The 16,830-nt window shown below is 62.6% G+C and carries 17 protein-coding genes and 1 pseudogene; 11 read left to right on the plus strand and 7 right to left on the minus strand.

The window, feature by feature from the left end; translation table 11 throughout:
* Window positions 1-7: 7 nt before the first annotated feature.
* On the minus strand, window positions 8-430 hold the full coding sequence (locus J4E58_RS03070; protein WP_087089758.1) for a phasin family protein: 423 nt from the start codon (window positions 428-430) through the stop codon (window positions 8-10).
* Window positions 431-637: 207 nt separating this feature from the next.
* On the minus strand, window positions 638-913 hold the full coding sequence (locus tag J4E58_RS03075; RefSeq protein WP_007925878.1) for a polyhydroxyalkanoic acid system family protein: 276 nt from the start codon (window positions 911-913) through the stop codon (window positions 638-640).
* Between the two features lie 155 nt (window positions 914-1,068).
* Between J4E58_RS03075 and ubiE the strand changes: the two genes are divergently transcribed.
* The 11 genes and pseudogenes from ubiE (at window position 1,069) to J4E58_RS32180 (ending at window position 9,206) form a co-directional block, all read left to right on the plus strand.
* Window positions 1,069-1,839, plus strand: coding sequence for a bifunctional demethylmenaquinone methyltransferase/2-methoxy-6-polyprenyl-1,4-benzoquinol methylase UbiE (gene ubiE, locus J4E58_RS03080; RefSeq protein ID WP_007925879.1), 771 nt, complete (start codon window positions 1,069-1,071; stop codon window positions 1,837-1,839).
* On the plus strand, window positions 1,839-2,462 hold the full coding sequence (locus J4E58_RS03085) for an SCP2 domain-containing protein (RefSeq protein ID WP_087089756.1): 624 nt from the start codon (window positions 1,839-1,841) through the stop codon (window positions 2,460-2,462). Before ubiE ends, J4E58_RS03085 begins: the two co-directional genes overlap by 1 nt.
* Entirely contained in the window at window positions 2,459-4,063 is a 1,605-nt protein-coding gene (ubiB, locus tag J4E58_RS03090) for a ubiquinone biosynthesis regulatory protein kinase UbiB (RefSeq protein WP_009041806.1), read from the plus strand. Before J4E58_RS03085 ends, ubiB begins: the two co-directional genes overlap by 4 nt.
* A gap of 81 nt (window positions 4,064-4,144) precedes the next feature.
* Window positions 4,145-4,537, plus strand: a complete 393-nt coding sequence (gene hisI, locus J4E58_RS03095; protein WP_007925882.1) for a phosphoribosyl-AMP cyclohydrolase — start codon at window positions 4,145-4,147, stop codon at window positions 4,535-4,537.
* A 2-nt stretch (window positions 4,538-4,539) separates the two neighbouring features.
* A complete protein-coding gene (locus tag J4E58_RS03100) occupies window positions 4,540-4,872 on the plus strand; it encodes a phosphoribosyl-ATP diphosphatase (RefSeq protein ID WP_007925883.1) in 333 nt (110 codons plus the stop codon).
* A 25-nt stretch (window positions 4,873-4,897) separates the two neighbouring features.
* Complete coding sequence (locus tag J4E58_RS03105) at window positions 4,898-5,176, plus strand: twin-arginine translocase TatA/TatE family subunit (protein ID WP_007925884.1); 279 nt, start codon at window positions 4,898-4,900, stop codon at window positions 5,174-5,176.
* A 10-nt stretch (window positions 5,177-5,186) separates the two neighbouring features.
* Window positions 5,187-5,627: a Sec-independent protein translocase protein TatB gene (gene tatB / locus J4E58_RS03110; protein WP_009041805.1), complete on the plus strand. Its 441-nt coding sequence runs from the start codon at window positions 5,187-5,189 to the stop codon at window positions 5,625-5,627.
* A complete protein-coding gene (gene tatC, locus J4E58_RS03115) occupies window positions 5,624-6,418 on the plus strand; it encodes a twin-arginine translocase subunit TatC (protein WP_053259344.1) in 795 nt (264 codons plus the stop codon). The genes tatB and tatC overlap by 4 nt, the downstream gene beginning before the upstream one ends.
* Window positions 6,415-7,122 carry a 16S rRNA (uracil(1498)-N(3))-methyltransferase gene (locus tag J4E58_RS03120; protein WP_009041803.1) on the plus strand — a complete coding sequence of 236 codons (708 nt, stop codon included), beginning with the start codon at window positions 6,415-6,417 and terminating at the stop codon, window positions 7,120-7,122. Before tatC ends, J4E58_RS03120 begins: the two co-directional genes overlap by 4 nt.
* A 167-nt stretch (window positions 7,123-7,289) precedes the next feature.
* A pseudogene (locus tag J4E58_RS32175) lies at window positions 7,290-8,351 on the plus strand (methyl-accepting chemotaxis protein); the annotation flags it as partial.
* Between the two features lie 141 nt (window positions 8,352-8,492).
* Window positions 8,493-9,206 (plus strand): methyl-accepting chemotaxis protein, encoded by a 714-nt coding sequence (locus tag J4E58_RS32180; protein ID WP_371858163.1) that lies wholly within the window; start codon window positions 8,493-8,495, stop codon window positions 9,204-9,206.
* A 186-nt stretch (window positions 9,207-9,392) separates the two neighbouring features.
* Here J4E58_RS32180 and J4E58_RS03130 read toward each other — a convergent pair whose 3' ends face one another.
* The 5 genes from J4E58_RS03130 to J4E58_RS03150 form a co-directional block, all read right to left on the minus strand.
* A complete protein-coding gene (locus tag J4E58_RS03130; protein WP_087089752.1) occupies window positions 9,393-10,127 on the minus strand; it encodes an amino acid ABC transporter ATP-binding protein in 735 nt (244 codons plus the stop codon).
* Window positions 10,120-11,079 carry an amino acid ABC transporter permease gene (locus J4E58_RS03135; RefSeq protein WP_370686807.1) on the minus strand — a complete coding sequence of 320 codons (960 nt, stop codon included), beginning with the start codon at window positions 11,077-11,079 and terminating at the stop codon, window positions 10,120-10,122. The genes J4E58_RS03130 and J4E58_RS03135 overlap by 8 nt, the downstream gene beginning before the upstream one ends.
* 137 nt (window positions 11,080-11,216) lie before the next feature.
* Window positions 11,217-12,014 (minus strand): transporter substrate-binding domain-containing protein, encoded by a 798-nt coding sequence (locus tag J4E58_RS03140; protein WP_087089749.1) that lies wholly within the window; start codon window positions 12,012-12,014, stop codon window positions 11,217-11,219.
* A 233-nt stretch (window positions 12,015-12,247) separates the two neighbouring features.
* Window positions 12,248-14,818, minus strand: coding sequence for a glucans biosynthesis glucosyltransferase MdoH (gene mdoH / locus J4E58_RS03145; protein WP_087089748.1), 2,571 nt, complete (start codon window positions 14,816-14,818; stop codon window positions 12,248-12,250).
* Complete coding sequence (locus J4E58_RS03150) at window positions 14,811-16,604, minus strand: glucan biosynthesis protein G (protein ID WP_087090448.1); 1,794 nt, start codon at window positions 16,602-16,604, stop codon at window positions 14,811-14,813. Before J4E58_RS03150 ends, mdoH begins: the two co-directional genes overlap by 8 nt.
* Window positions 16,605-16,830 lie beyond the last annotated feature (226 nt).

The raw sequence follows: 16,830 nt of genomic DNA on the forward strand, positions 1-16,830 counted from the left end.
GTTCTCCTTAATGTTTACGCGCGACACGTTCGAGCAATGCCGTCAGCTCATCGAGCTTAGCAGAGAGTGTCTCAACGTCATGTTTAGACGGAATGCCGATGCGATTCAAGGCACTTGCGACGCGCGTGTCAAAAACCTTCTCGACTTTATCCAGTTGCACTTCGACTTTGCCTCTGAGACTGGTGACATCCCCCTTCACACTATCAATCTGACTGTTGGCGGCCTCAAGTTGTTCAGTCACAACTTTTTTGCCTTTCTTTTCAACAGTTTGACCAGCCTTAACGAGCTCTTGAAAGTACTCGCTGCCTTCCTGGCCAACCTTGGTGTAGGCACCCAGGCCTGCCAGCCAGATCTTGCGGGCATAGGATTTGACTTCACTCAGAGTGGTTGATGCGGCATCAACTTTTTTCTTCAGAATTACTTTGGCCATAGTGCACCTCACGCGCAGAAGGTTTGAGGAACTGCCCGCAGGAAAGTGGGCTCAGGCACAAAGTAGTGAGAAAAATTAGAATCGGCACCCTAACCAATGTCATAAAAGAGTGGACGGTTATTGGAGAAACCAACTCGCCAACGATGCTTTCCCAGGCGTCATGACAACACCCGAAATCGCCGGCAAGCCGACTTCCACGAAAGCGCCTCAGACCAGGGCTTTATCCAGCGCCTTTTCAATTTCCGACTTGATCATGCCGCTCATAGCGGACATCAACAGGCCCAGCTCGACATCGACCCTGATCGAATCGTCGCCCACCTGCACCGCACCTTTGACCCCCGAACGCTTGAGGTTCAGGGTATCGCCCGACCACTGCGGCTCCAGGCCATACTGATCGGCCAGTTTCTGCGCCAACTGGTCAGCCTTTTCGCGGGCTGCCTCCTTACCCAGGCCGTGGGCACGCTCAACACTTATACGGGCCATTGAATGACTCCTGATTTATCGGGACTTGCCTTGAGCGTCTTGAGCTGCGCTGCGTCAAAACGCCCCGGCGCTTCACTATCTTACATTCAGCCTTGCCAAGACAAAGACCGCCACCGGGATTAGAATGTCCCGCATTCTCTTTTGGTGACAGCGATATGACTGATCAGCGCAAAGGCAGCGATGCCGAACCCACCACTCACTTCGGCTTCAAAAACGTTCCGGAAAGCCAGAAGGCGGAAAAAGTCGCTGAGGTGTTCCACTCGGTAGCCGCCAAGTACGACCTGATGAACGACGTACTGTCCGGTGGCATGCATCGCCTGTGGAAACGCTTCACGATCGAATTGTCCGGCGTTCGCCCCGGTAATCGGGTGCTGGACATCGCCGGCGGCACCGGTGACCTGACCCGCAAGTTTTCCCATCTGGTGGGCCCTACCGGCCAGGTGGTTCTGGCGGACATCAACGCCTCCATGCTCAAGGTCGGTCGCGACCGCCTGCTCGACAAGGGCGTGGCCGGTAACATCGAGTTCGTTCAGGCCGACGCGGAAAAACTGCCGTTCCCGGACAACCATTTCGACGTCGTGACCATCGCCTTCGGCCTGCGCAACGTGACCCACAAGGAAGATGCCCTGCGCTCGATGCTGCGGGTACTCAAGCCCGGTGGCCGCCTGCTGGTGCTGGAATTCTCCAAACCGACCAACGCCCTGATGTCCAAGGTCTACGACGCCTACTCGTTCGCCTTCATGCCACTGGCCGGCAAGCTGATCACCAACGACTCGGAAAGCTATCGCTACCTGGCCGAATCGATCCGCATGCACCCGAATCAGGAAACCCTGAAGTCGATGATGGTCGAGGCCGGTTTCGATCGCGTGACCTACCACAACATGACCGCGGGCATCGTCGCCCTGCATCGCGGCATCAAACCCTGATGTTGTTCAGCGGCCTGCTCGCCAGCGTCGAACACGGCCTCAACCGTGTACTGCGTCTCGACAGCACGGCTTTGCCACGCTTGCAGCATTTGAACGGCAAGGTCATTGCCATCGATTGCCGCAGCCCGAGCGTGCAGTTGTTCGTCATTCCCGGCGATGAGGGCCTGACCCTCGCCACGCATTGGGCCGCCGACGCCGACTGCACCCTGCGGGCGCCGGCCTCGAGCCTGGTGCGCCTGGCCCTGAGCCAGGACAAGACCGCGGTGCTGCACGGTCCCGAGGTCGAGCTGGAAGGCGACAGCGGCGTGCTGCTGGAACTGGCGGCCGTCCTCCAGGACCTGGAGCTGGACTGGGAATACGAACTCTCGCGCTGGCTCGGCCCGGTGGCCACCCAGCTGTTCAGCGGCCATATCCGTAGCCGCGCGCGCTGGTATCGCCAGGGTTTCGCCAGCCTGAACCAGAACCTTGCCGAGTATCTGGCCGAAGAGTCGCGCACCCTGGTGGGCCAGCGCGAAGCCGAAGCCCGTTTCAGCGAACTGGACCGGGTCAAGCTCGACCTGGAACGCCTCGAGGCGCGCTTCGAGCGCCTTTCCCGATCCCTTGACCCAAGCGATAACGCATGAAGCTGCTTGCCGTCCGCCGTTTGTTGCGCATCCAGCGCGTCGTGATTCGCTACCGCCTCGATGACCTGCTGTTCGCCCTGCCGCTGCCCTGGTTCCTCCTGGCGCTGCGCTACGCCTTGCCCTGGCGCTGGTTCCCGCGCAAGCCACTGGAGCTAAGCCGCGGCGCGCGCCTGCGCCTGGCCTTGCAGGACCTGGGACCGATCTTCATCAAGTTCGGGCAGATTCTCTCGACCCGCCGCGACCTGCTGCCCGAAGACATCGCCGACGAGCTGATGCTGCTGCAGGACCGCGTACCGCCCTTCGACTCGAAGAAGTCGGTGGCGCTGATCGAAGAGCAACTGGGCAAGAAAATCAGCGAGGTGTTCAGCCGCTTCGATATCGAGCCCCTGGCCTCCGCCTCGGTGGCGCAAGTCCATGCCGCCCAGCTCAAGAGCGGCGAAGAAGTGGTGGTCAAGGTCATCCGCCCGGGCCTCAAGCCGGTCATCGCGCAGGATCTGGCCTGGCTGTTCATCCTCGCCCGCGCCGCCGAGAAGGTCTCGGCCGACGCCCGCCTGCTGCACCCGGTGGACGTGGTCAGTGACTACGAAAAGACCATCTACGACGAACTCGACCTGTTGCGCGAAGCGGCCAACGCCAGCCAGCTCAAGCGTAACTTCGAAGGCTCGCCACTGCTCTACGTGCCGCAGGTCTACTGGGACTGGTGCCGGCCGAAAGTGCTGGTCATGGAACGCATCTACGGGATCCAGGTAACCGACCTGGCCACCCTCGCCGACCAGCGCACCGACATGAAAATGCTCGCCGAGCGCGGCGTGGAGATCTTTTTCACCCAGGTGTTCCGCGACAGTTTCTTCCACGCCGACATGCACCCGGGCAACATCTTCGTCAGCACCGTGCAGCCCTGGAGCCCGCAGTACATTGCCATCGACTGCGGCATCGTCGGCAGCCTGACCCCGGAAGACCAGGACTACCTGGCCCGCAACCTGTTCGCGTTCTTCAAGCGCGATTACCGGCGCGTGGCGCAGTTGCACATCGATTCGGGCTGGGTGCCGGCAGAGACCAAACTCAACGAATTCGAAGCGGCGATCCGTACCGTGTGCGAGCCGATTTTCGAAAAACCGTTAAAGGATATTTCCTTCGGCCAGGTGCTGATGCGCCTGTTCCAGACCGCTCGCCGCTTCAACATGGAAGTGCAGCCGCAGCTGGTGCTGCTGCAAAAGACCCTGCTGAACATCGAAGGCCTGGGCCGCCAGCTGTACCCGGAGCTGGACCTGTGGAACACCGCCCAGCCGTTCCTCGAACGCTGGATGCGCGAGCGCGTCAGCCCGAAAGCCTTACTGGGCAACCTGCACAGCCAGGTCGAGCAACTGCCGCACCTGGCCAACATGACCCGCGACCTGCTCGAACGCATGTCCCAGCCCCATGCCCAGGACCCTTCGCCGCCCTGGAAACGGCGCAAGGACGACTGGTTCCTGCGTCTTCTCGGCGCGGCGCACCTGGGCGGTGGCGCGATCCTCGCGGCCGGCGGACCGCTGAACGGGCTGGGTCACTGGCCTGCTGGAATCATGATTGCCGTGGGCTTGTATCTGGTCGTGCGCCGATAGCCAGCCGGGCTAGCGGCTGGCACACTGTTTCCCATCGCCGAGGCTCGACGAGCGCGTCGAGCCCTGTTGTCGGAGTCGAAGATGAAAGATTGGCTGGACGAGATCAAATGGGACGCTGACGGCCTGGTGCCAGCCATCGCCCAGGATCACAAGACCGGGCGCGTGCTGATGATGGCCTGGATGAACCGCGAGGCGCTGAGCCTGACCGCTGCCGAAAACCGTGCCATCTACTGGTCACGTTCGCGTGGCAAGCTATGGCGCAAGGGAGAAGAGTCCGGGCATGTGCAAAAGCTCCATGAAATGCGCCTGGACTGCGATGCCGACGTCATCATCCTGATGGTCGAACAGATCGGCGACATTGCCTGCCATACAGGCCGCCAGAGCTGCTTCTACCGCGTTTATGAAAACGGCGACTGGAAAACGGTCGATCCGGTACTCAAAGACCCGCACGCGATCTATCAAGCAGGACACTGAACATGAGCGATACCCTGACCCGTCTGGCCCAGGTGCTGGAAGAGCGCAAAGGCGCCGCCGCCGACACTTCCTATGTCGCCAGCCTGTACCACAAGGGCCTGAACAAGATTCTGGAAAAAGTCGGCGAGGAATCGGTGGAAACCATCATCGCCGCCAAGGACGCCGCCCACAGCGGCGACTGCAGCGATGTGATCTACGAAACCGCCGACCTGTGGTTCCACACCATGGTCATGCTCGCCCAGCTGGGGCAGCATCCGCAGGCCGTTCTCGATGAACTGGACCGGCGCTTCGGTTTGTCCGGACACGCCGAGAAAGCCTCGCGTCCGTCCGCCTGAACATCATTTAGAGAGGAAACGCAGCATGGGCATTTTTGACTGGAAACACTGGATCGTCATCCTGGTTGTCGTGGTGCTGGTGTTCGGCACCAAGAAACTGAAAAACCTCGGCACCGACGTCGGCGAATCGATCAAGGGCTTTCGCAAGGCCATGAACGACGACGAAAAACCCGCCGAGCCCGGCGTGCCACCGACCGCCCAGCCTGCTCCGCCGGTCCAGCCGCAAAGCGCTCCGTTGAACCAGCCGCACACCATCGACGTGCAGGCTCAAAAAGTCGAAGAGCCGACCCGCAAAGACTCGTGAGCACTGACTAATGTTTGGTATCAGCTTCTCTGAACTGCTGCTCGTCGGCCTGGTGGCCCTGCTGGTGCTCGGCCCCGAGCGTCTGCCGGGTGCCGCGCGCACGGCAGGCCTGTGGATCGGCCGCTTGAAGCGCAGCTTCAATGCGATCAAGCAGGAAGTTGAACGGGAAATCGGTGCCGATGAAATTCGTCGGCAACTGCACAACGAACACATTCTGTCGCTGGAACAGGAAGCGCGGAAGATCCTCAATCCGACCCAGCAACAGCCGACACCGGTCGAGCCCGTGGCCGAGCAGAGCATTCACGCGCCCGCCGCGGCGCCTGAAGCGCCAGCCAGCGCGACCACGGCGAGCCCCACTGCCGCAACTGCACCGGCCGAACCGGCTGCGCCCGTGACAACGCCTGTCACGCCAGCCCCCCACGACCCTACTTTGCCGCCGCGAGCCCCATGAGCGATATTCCGGAAAACGACCAACATATGCCGCTGGTGTCGCATCTCACCGAGTTGCGCACCCGGTTGCTGCGCTGCGTGGCGGCGATCTTCCTGATCTTCGGCGGGTTGTTCGCCTTCACCCAGCAGATCTACACCATCGTCTCCACGCCGCTGCGCCAGTACCTGCCGGCGGGCGCAACGATGATCGCCACCGACGTGGCGTCGCCGTTCCTGACGCCGCTCAAGCTGACGATGATGGTCTCGCTGTTTCTGGCGATCCCGGTGATCCTGCACCAGATCTGGGGCTTTATCGCCCCCGGCCTGTACAAGCATGAAAAGCGCATCGCCGTACCGCTACTGGTCTCCAGCATCCTGCTGTTCTACATCGGCATGGCCTTCGCCTACTTCCTGGTGTTCCCGCTGATCTTCAAGTTCTTCGCCGCGGCCACCCCGGCCGGCGTGGAAATGATGACCGACATCACCAGCTACCTCGATTTCGTCATGACCCTGTTCTTCGCCTTCGGCGTGGCGTTCGAGATCCCGGTGGCGGTGGTGCTGCTGGTGTGGATCGGCGTGGTCAACGTCGCCTACCTGAAGAAGATCCGCCCGTACGTGATCATCGGCTGCTTCGTGGTCGGCATGATCCTGACCCCGCCGGACATTTTCTCCCAGACCTTGCTGGCAGTACCGATGTGGCTACTGTTCGAGATCGGCATCCTGTTCGGCAGCCTGATCAGCAAGCGCGGCGACCATCCGGACGACCAGCCGGCTGAAGACCACAACGACCAGCCGCCAGCGACCCAAGCGTGAACCTGCTGCTGCTCGAGGAGGCCGACTTCATCGCGGCCGACCGGGTGATCCTGCGCGATCGCCGCCTGACCCACATGCAGGAAGTCCATCGTGCTGCGGTAGGCGACAGCCTGCGGGTCGGCCGTATCGGCGGCCTGATGGGCTCGGCCGAACTGCTGCGCCTGGAGCCCGGGGAGGCTGAACTGCGAGTCAGCCTCGACCAGCCGCCGCCGACCAAGCTGCCCCTGACCCTGGTGCTGGCCCTGCCCCGTCCGAAAATGCTCCGTCGCGTGCTGCAAACCGTCGCCGCCATGGGTGTACCCCGGCTGGTGCTGGTGAACAGCTATCGGGTCGAGAAAAGCTTCTGGCAAACCCCTTTCCTCGAACCCGAGGCGATTCGCGAGCAACTGATTCTTGGCCTGGAACAGGCCCGCGACAGCGTGCTGCCGGAAGTGGTCATCGAAAAGCGCTTCAAACCTTTCGTCGAAGACCGTCTGCCAGCGCTGGTCGAAGGCACCCTCGGCCTGGTCGGCCATCCCGGCCAGTACCCGGCCTGCCCTCGCGGCCTGGATGAGCCGGTGACCCTGGCCATCGGCCCGGAAGGCGGCTGGATCCCCTACGAAATCGACCTGCTGGGCAAGTCCGGCCTGCAACCGGTGCAGCTCGGCGAGCGCATCCTGCGGGTCGAAACCGCCGTCACCGCCCTTCTCGCCCGCCTCTTCTAAATTAGCCCCACTACTCGTAGGAGCGAGGCTTGCCCGCGATAGCGCTGTGCCTGACACGGCACCATCGCCGGCAAGCCTCGCTGCTGTTGCACGGATGCTTCAGATTAATCTGACGCAGCCGATAGCCTTGGTACAAAACCTATTAATAGCCCAAGGGAGTTCGCGGCATGTACCGTTGGTTAGCCCAGAGTCTGGGAAATGTGAGCGTCAACCTCAAACTCGGCGTTGGCTTCGGCCTGGTGCTGCTACTGACCCTGTTGATCACCGCAACCGGCTGGCTGGGCCTGGGCAATGTGATCGAGCGCGGCGACAAGCTGGGCTACATCTCCAGCCTCAACGAGCTGACCAAGGACCTGCGCAACGCGCGCCTGGACTATGAAATGCGCCGTGGCGAACAAGGCCCGGGGCCGGTCAGCGAGCTGCTGACCAAGCTCGACGACGGCTTGCGAAGCGCGCGCAAGATGCTGGAAATGCCTGAAAGCATCGCCATGATCGACCAGCAGATCGCCGCCGTCAGCGAGTACAAGCTGGCCTTCGCCGACATGACCCGCGCCACCGCCAGCCGTGAAGCCGCCCGCGCCAAACTGGGCGCCACCGCCGATAACGCCGTGGCCCGGGTGGCCGAAGTGGAAAAATCCATGCTGCAGGGCGACAACGTGGCGCAATTCAACAGCGTCATCGACCTGAGCAAGCTGATCCAGCAGGCGCGTTTCCAGGTCCGCGGCTACACCTACAGCGGCAAGGCCGAGGCCGAACAGCCGGCGCTGGACGCCATCGACAACGCCCTGAACAACCTCGCCAGCCTGCCGGCCAAGCTGCCGGAACAGCACCTGGCCAACCTGCAACAGGCCACCGACGCCCTGAAAGGCTATCGCTCGGCGGTCAGCGACTTCCGCGACTCCCAGGTGGCCAGCGCCGCCGCCCTCAAACGCATGGCGGCCCAGGGCGACCGCCTGATGGAAGTCAGCAAGCAGCTGACCGCCGCACAAACCCACAAACGCGACAGCGACGCCGCAAAGGCCAGAAGCACCCTGGCCATCGTCACCGCGCTGGCCCTGCTGTTCGGCCTGGTCGCCGCCTGGAGCATCACCCGGCAGATCGTCATCCCGCTGCGCCAGACTCTCAAGGTGGTCGAGCGTGTCGCCTCGGGCGATCTCAGCGAGAACCTGCAGGTCGAGCGGCGCGACGAGCTCGGCCAGCTGCAACGGGCCATGCAACGCATGACCCTGAGCCTGCGCGAGCTGATCGGCGGCATCAGCGATGGCGTCACCCAGATTGCCAGCGCCGCCGAGCAGCTGTCGGCGGTGACCGAACAGACCAGCGCCGGGGTCAACAGCCAGAAAGTCGAGACCGACCAGGTCGCCACCGCCATGAATGAAATGGCCGCCACGGTCCAGGAAGTCGCGCGCAACGCCGAAGAAGCCTCGGAAGCCGCGGTCGCCGCCGATCAGCAGGCCCGCGAAGGCGACAAGGTGGTCGGCGAGGCCATCGCACAGATCGAGCGCCTGGCCGCCGAGGTCGGCAACTCCACCGCGGCCATGGGCCACCTGAAGCAGGAAAGCGACAAGATCGGCAGCGTGCTCGACGTGATCAAGTCGGTCGCCCAGCAGACCAACCTGCTGGCCCTCAACGCCGCCATCGAAGCCGCCCGCGCGGGCGAAGCCGGTCGCGGTTTCGCCGTGGTCGCCGACGAGGTACGCAGCCTGGCGCAGCGCACCCAGAAGTCCACCGAGGAGATCGAGGAGCTGATCGTCGGCCTGCAGAACGGCACCCAGGAAGTGGCCAACATCATGGACAACAGCCGCAGCCTGACCGACAGCAGCGTCGAACTGACCCGCCGTGCCGGTGGCTCGCTGGAAAACATCACCCGTACCGTCTCGGCGATCCAGGCGATGAACCAGCAGATCGCCGCCGCGGCCGAACAGCAGAGCGCTGTGGCCGAGGAAATCAACAGAAGCGTGCTGAACGTGCGCGACGTGTCCGAGCAGACCTCGGCAGCCAGTGAAGAGACAGCGGCCTCCAGCGTCGAACTGGCGCGCCTGGGGACCCATCTGCAGACCCTGGTCGGGCGCTTCCGGGTTTGAGCCAGGGCGACGGCGATCCCTGTAGCCGCTGCCGAGCCCGCGAGGCTGCGATCGCCCCGAAGGGGCGCAGCGATCTCAAGGCCGTCAGATGTTCGGCCTGAGATCGGGAACCAAGGTCCTGCGGACCTTATCGCAGCCTTCGGCAGCGGCTACAGGGCGTATTGCCAAGCAGGGTATCGGGGTGGGTTACAGGACCTGACGCAAAAACGCCTGGGCCCGCGGGTCTTTGGGTGCATCGAAGAACGCCGCTGGCGAGGCGTCTTCCAGCAATTTGCCGTGATCGAAGAACAGCACCCGATCCGCCACTTCCCGGGCGAAGCCCATTTCGTGGGTCACGCAGACCATGGTCATGCCTTCCAGGGCCAGGGTCTTCATCACGTCCAGCACTTCGCCGACCATTTCCGGGTCCAGCGCCGAAGTCGGCTCGTCGAACAGCATGACCTTGGGTTCCATGGCCAGCGCCCGGGCGATGGCCACGCGCTGCTGCTGGCCGCCGGAGAGCCGCGACGGGAATTCGTTGGCCTTCTGCGCGATACCGACCTTCTCCAGCAACGCCAGGGCCTTGGCCTCGCGCTCCTGCTTGCCGCGCTTGCGCACCACCTTCTGCGCCAGGCAGAGGTTTTCCAGCACGGTCATGTGCGGGAACAGGTTGAAGTGCTGGAACACCATGCCGACTTCGCGGCGATAGGCATTCACATCGGTCTTCGGGTCGGCCAGTTGCAGGCCGTCGATGCTCACCGAGCCGGAATCGAACTGCTCCAGGCCGTTGAGGCAACGCAGGAAGGTCGATTTGCCGGAGCCGGACGGACCGATCACCACCAGCACTTCGCCCTTGGCCACGCGGGTGGTGACGTTATCCACCGCGCGGACCACCTGGCCCCGGGTGTCGAAGACTTTTACCAGATCGCGAACTTCAATCACTTTGCGCGAGCCTCCGCTCAAGCCGGCTGGCCATCTTCGACAGCGGCAGGTTGATCAACAGGTACAGGGCCGCCACGCAGAACAGGATCTCGAACGGCGAGAACGAGGTGGTGATGACTTCACGTCCGCTCTTGAGCAGCTCGGTGATGGCGATCACCGATACCAGCGAGGTGTCCTTCACCAGGCTGATGAACTGCCCGGCCAGCGGCGGCAGCACGCGCTTGAAAGCCTGTGGCAGCACCACATGGCGCATCGACTGGCTGGCGTTCAGGCCCAGGGAGCGGGCCGCCTCATTCTGGCCGCGAGCGATCGACTGCACGCCGGCGCGGACGATTTCCGCCACATAGGCACCGGTGAACAACGACAGCGCGGCGATCCCGGCGAACTCGCGGGACAGGTTCAGCACCGTGCCGATGAAGAAATAGAAAATGAAAATCTGCACCAGCAACGGCGTGCCGCGTACCAGTTCGACATAGAGGGTCGACAGATCGCGCAGGGTCGGGTTGTTCGACAGTCGGCAAAGCCCGGTCGCCAGGCCGATGAACAGCCCCAGCACCCCGGACACCACCGACAGCCACAAGGTGGTCCACAGGCCCAGCAGCAGCGGTCCGGCCGCCCAGTGACGGGTCACGCCGATCACATCGCCTTCGGCCACATCGTCGCCACGGGCAACTTGCAGGCTGTTCTCGTCGACCGTCAGCTGTTGCTCGTCGCCCGCGTCGTTGCGCAGCGTGACTTCGGCCTTGCCGCCTTTGCGCACCAGCTCGCTGACGGTGGAGATGTCCGCCGCCCGCTGCGATTCCTCGGCCTGGTAGGCGAAGTACTGTGGTACGCGGTTCCAGCGCCACTCGTAGGACATCAGCGAGGTGGCGTAGTACAACGCGCCGGCCAGGCCGATCAGCACCAGCACGGTCAGTACGTGCCAGGGCCATTGGGCTTTTTTATGTTTGATCACTTTGCAGGTTCCAGCTCGGGGAAGTTCGGTGGTGCCGATCAGGACGCCATCGCGAGCAAGCTCGCTCCTACAGGGGGTATGCGGTTCCTGTAGGAGCGAGCTTGCTCGCGATCAACCGCGCAGCGGTTGTAGATTTACTCCATGTCCTTGAGCCACTCGGTGCTCTTGAACCACTTGTCATGGATGCGATCGTAGGTGCCGTCTTCGTGGATCTGGTGCAGGAAGTTGTTGATGAAGTTGAGGCTGTCGTAGTCACCCTTCTTCAGGCCGAACGCCAGGGGCTCGTAGGTGAACGGCTTGTCGAGGAACGTAAGCTTGCCGTTGCCGACCTTGCTCAGCGCCACCACGTTGTACGGGGCGTCGTAGATAAAGGCGTCGGCCTTGCCGTTGACCACGTCGAGCACGGCTTCCTGCTCGTTGTCGTAGCCGTGGTACTTGGCCTTGGCAATCAGCTTCCTGGCGACCATTTCGCCGGTGGTGCCCAGCTTGGAGGTGATGCGGTAGTCGGCGCTGTTCAGGTCTTTATAGGACTTGATGGTGCCTTCCAGCTCCTTGCGGATCAGCAGGGTCTGGCCGACCACGATGAAGGGTTCGCTGAAGTTCAGGCGCAGGTTGCGTTCCTGGGTCAGGGTCATGCCGCTGCCGATCATGTCGAACTTGTCGGTCAGCAGGGCCGGGATGATCCCGTCGTAGCCGGTGGAAACCAGCTCCAGCTTGACGCCCATGGCCTTGGTCATGGCCTTGAGGATATCGACCTCGAAACCGATGATCTCGCCGCGCTTATTGGTCATCTCGAACGGCATGTAGGTCGGGTCCATGCCGACTTTCAGCGTGCCGCGCTTGACCGCATCATCGATGGCGCCAGCCTGGGCTGCATTGACCGCCAGCATTGCCGTGACGCCGAGCAGCAGCATCGAGAGATACTTCTTCATCTTCAAGTCCCCTGAACCCATTTTATTGTGAGGTGAACCCGCGGCCGGTTTTCCCTTGGAAAACCGGCAGATACGGACACCATGGGCCCGCTCGCGGCAATTCGGGGTGCGATGCTAACTCACCCGCCTATTTGCACAAGGGCTTGACCAGGATTTGTTGTTACAGAGCGGACGACAAAAAACGGACGCCACAAACAACAACGCCCTTGAGAGCACTCTCAAGGGCGTTGTCATCAGGCCGGTTGGGCGATTGTCGTTGGCGGTCGCAACGGCAACAACGGTGCATGAGGATCTTCATCCACCGATTGCCGCCAGGCGCTCAGCCAGTCGGCGTGGCCTTCGCTCCAGACCTGCTCGTGCAGGCGGGCCAGGGCCACCGGATCGCTCAGCAGCGCCAGGCGCTCGCCGTTGTTCAGCGCCGCCGGCCCGACTTTCAGGGCATGGCGGACACGTTCGATACGCAGCCACTCGATCGGCTCGGCCAGGCCGTGCCGGGACGTCGCCAGGGCACAGGCCAGGGCGTTCTGCTGCGGATCGACCACTGCCCGGATGAAACCGTCGTTCAGCGCATGCCAACGGTTTTCATGGGTGTACTGGTCGGTGGACAGCAGTTCCTGGGGCGGCGCGTATTCCTCGGGGATCAGGAACAGGCTTTCGTCACGGGACTTCAGGCCCAGGCCGACGCGGCTGGAAATCACCGACACCGGGATCGACAGCATCAGCGAACCGACGATCGGCACCAGCCACCAGAGGAAGCTCGGGTTCAGCCAGATCACCAGCAGCGCCCAGCAGAAGCCCAGCAGGGTCTGCGGACCATGGCGGCGCACCGCTTCGCTCCACGGCGTGGAGTCGTCGTCACGTTGTGGCGAGTTCCAGGTCGCGGCCCAGCCCAGGAACGCGGCCAGCACGAAACGGGTGTGGAAGATCATCCGCACCGGCGCCAGCAGCATGGAGAACAGCATCTCCAGCAGCATCGACAGGGTCACCTTGAACTTGCCGCCGAACTCTTTCGCGCCCTTGGCCCAGATCAGGATGATGCTCAACAGCTTCGGCAGGAACAGCAGCACGATAGTGGTCGAGAACAGCGCGATCGCCTTGTCCGGATGCCATTGCGGCCACAGCGGATACAGCTGGCGCGGCTCCAGGAAGTACTGCGGTTCCATCAGCGTGTTGACCGCCAGCAGCGCCGTCGACAGCACCAGGAAGAAGAACCACAACGGCGCCGACAGGTAGGACATCACCCCGGTGAGGAACACCGCACGGTGCACCGGGTGCATGCCCTTGACCAGGAACAGGCGGAAGTTCATCAGGTTGCCGTGGCACCAGCGCCGGTCGCGCTTGAGCTCGTCCAGCAGGTTCGGCGGCAGCTCTTCATAGCTGCCCGGCAGATCGTAGGCAATCCACACGCCCCAACCGGCGCGACGCATCAGCGCCGCTTCGACGAAGTCGTGGGACAGGATCGCACCGGCGAAGGCGCCTTTACCGGGCAACGGCGCCAGGGCGCAGTGCTCGATGAACGGCTTCATGCGGATGATCGCGTTATGGCCCCAGTAGTGGGATTCGCCCAGCTGCCAGAAGTGCAGGCCGGCGGTGAACAGCGGGCCGTAGACGCGGGTGGCGAACTGCTGCATGCGCGCATACAGGGTGTCCATGCCCGAGGCTTTCGGCGCGGTCTGGATGATCCCGGCGTCCGGCGTGGCTTCCATCAGGCGCACCAGGCTGGTCAGGCATTCGCCGCTCATCACGCTGTCGGCGTCGAGCACCACCATGTACTTGTAGTCGCCCCCCCAACGGCGGCAGAAGTCGTCGAGGTTACCGCTCTTGCGCTTCACCCGACGGCGGCGACGGCGATAGAAGATCTTGCCGAAACCCTTGGTTTCGCGGCAGACGTCCAGCCAGGCCTGTTGCTCGGCCACGCAGATATCGGTCTCGTTACTGTCGCTGAGCACGAAGAAGTCGAAGCGGTCCAGGTCACCAGTGGCCGCGACCGACTCGAAGGTCGCCCGCAAGCCGGCGAATACCCGCGGCACGTCTTCGTTGCAGATCGGCATGACCAGCGCGGTACGGGCATCCTTGGGGATCGGCTCGTTACCGGCGCTTTTGCCGGAAATGCGGTATTTGTCATGCCCGGTGAGCAGCTCGAGGAAGCCCATCAGCGCGGTCCAGAAACCGGCCGAGACCCAGCAGAACAGAATGCCGAACATGATCAGGATGCTGGTCTGCAGGGCATACGGCAGTACCTGGGTGGCAGTCTGCATCAATGGCTGATGCATAACTTCTTCCAGGTCGACGAACGACCAGCCCTGGTACGGCATGATGCCTTTCATGTACCAGCCGGCGACGATGGTCTGGCCAAGCATCAGCAGCAACAGGATGTAGCGACGGATCGAACCGACGGTGCGCCAGCGGGCGGCCGGCAGCACGTTCTGATCTTTCGGTGGCTGCGGCGGATTGGTCCGACCGGTCAGGCGCCGCCAGCCACGCACCAGGATATTGGTGCGCCATGGCTCGGGAACCACCTTGGTCCGACGGATCGGCGGCGTGGCCTTGAGGCACACGCGACCGCTGGCGTCGAGCGCCAGCATCTCGGCATCGATCAGCTCCTCGACGGAACCCAGGGTCAGCCGGCGGCCCACCGAGGCCTGGGCGGCATCGACAGGCGCGTCGAACGTCGACGACGACAGGCGTTCGTGCAGTTCACTGAAGGACTTGCAGCCCGCGAGTTCCGCGCGCTGCTCATCGGTCATTGGCAGGTGCGCCAGATACTCGGCAAGAGTCTCTGGCTGTACTTGAGCGTTACTCATCGGCAGGCAACTGGTAGCTCCAGGTCTCGGTCAGGACTTGCTCGGTCGGGACAGATTCCGGTGTGGCTGGGGCCGCCTCGGCAGCCGCAGGCTGCTTGGCGTCTTTGTGGTTCTTGGCGTCCTTGGCCGGCTTGGCTTCGGCTTGCTTGGCATCCGCCTCTTTCTTCTCCTGCTGCTTGGCGGCGACTTTGTCGGCCTTGGCAATGGAGGCGCTGGAGGCTGGCGACACGGCCTTGGCCGGCTCGACAGGGGTGGCGTTCTTGACCAGGGCCGCGCGCATCTCGGTGGATTTGCTCGGGTCCTTGATCTTCATCCGCAGGGTCAGGCGCCAGCCCTTGGTTTCAGGGTTGTAGCGCACGCTGTTTTCCACCAGCTCGGCGTTGTCGCCGACGCTGACCTGGCTGCGCACCTCGGTGTCTTCCGGCAATGCCGCCAGGGATGGACCTTCGAAGTCCACCAGGTAGGCCACGCTGCCGTCCGGTTGGCGGATCAGGTTGGATTGCTTGACGTCACCGGTGGAGCGCAGGGTCTGCTCGACCCAGGAACTGTCCGGCGAATGCAGGGAAGCTTCGTCCATGGTCCAGTGCAGGCGATAGGCGAAATCGAACGGCTGGCCTGGCTCAGGCTGCTTTTCCGGGCTCCAGAACGCCACGATGTTGTCGTTGGTTTCGTCCGCGGTCGGGATCTCTACCAGGTCGACGGTGCCTTTGCCCCAGTCGCCCTTCGGCTCGATCCAGGCGCTTGGACGCTTGTCGTAGCGGTCGTCGAGGTCTTCGTAGTGGCTGAAGTCGCGGCCACGCTGCAGCAGACCGAAACCACGCGGGTTTTCCACCGAGAAGTTGCTCACGGCCAGGTGTTTCGGGTTGTTCAGCGGACGCCATATCCACTCGCCGTTGCCGGCATGGATCGACAGGCCGCTGGAATCGTGCAGCTCGCGACGGTAGTTGAGGACTTTCGATGGCTGGTTGGCGCCGAACAGGAACATGCTGGTCAGCGGGGCGATGCCCAGCTTGCCGACCTTGTCACGCAGGAACATCCGGGCCTTGACGTCGACGATGGTGTCGCTGCCCGGACGCAGGGTCAGGCGATAGGCGCCGGTGGCGCGCGGCGAATCCAGCAGGGCGAAGATCACCAGGTGCTTGTCGGTCGGCTTGGGTTGCTGGATCCAGAATTCGGTAAAGCGCGGGAATTCCTCACCGGACGGCAGCGCGGTGTCGATGGCCAGGCCACGGGCCGACAGACCATAGACGTGCCCCTTGCCGACGACGCGGAAGTAGCTCGCGCCGAGCATGGTCATGATTTCGTCCTGCTTGTCCGCCTTGTTGATCGGGTACAGCACGCGAAAGCCCGCATAACCGAGCTGCTCGGTGGCCTTGGGATCGAACTTGAGGTCGCCGAAGTCGAAGCGAGTCGAGTCGTATTTGATCTCTTCGACGGTGTTCGTGGTGATTTCGTTGATTTTCACCGGCGTGTCGAAATGCATGCCCTGATGATAGAAGGACAGCTTGAATGGGGTTTTCTGCTTGGCCCACTCGGCCTTTTCAGGCAGGAAGCGGATTTTCTGATAGTCCGCGAACTTCATCTCACGAAATTCGTTCGGCAGGTTACTGCGCGGAGCCTCGTACTTCTGCCCGGCCAGATCCTTAGCCTTGGCCGATACATCATCCAGATTGAATGCCCAGAGTTGGCCGGCGCTAAGCAGGCAAAGCAGTGCAGAGCCCGTCACCAGTGCGTTTCGTAACCGTTTGGCAGACAATTTTGGTGCATTACAGGGACTAACAATCACGAGCAACCCTCGCCGAAAACAGATCAAAAAACCAACGGCCAGCTATCTATATGCCAGGTTGGCGAGCATTGTTCCGACTCCGATGGGGCTAAATGATTCCCCAAACGGTCCCGAACAAGTCTCTACCTAAGTCAAAAACGGACCAACGAACGCTGATCCCCGTAGCGCGCGATTATCTAGTAGCCCGCGTTACAACGCATCAGGGGCGACCAAGTATTTATCGCGA

The sequence above is a fragment of the Pseudomonas sp. FW305-25 genome (genome assembly GCF_017351415.1).
GTDB lineage: Bacteria > Pseudomonadota > Gammaproteobacteria > Pseudomonadales > Pseudomonadaceae > Aquipseudomonas > Aquipseudomonas chlororaphis.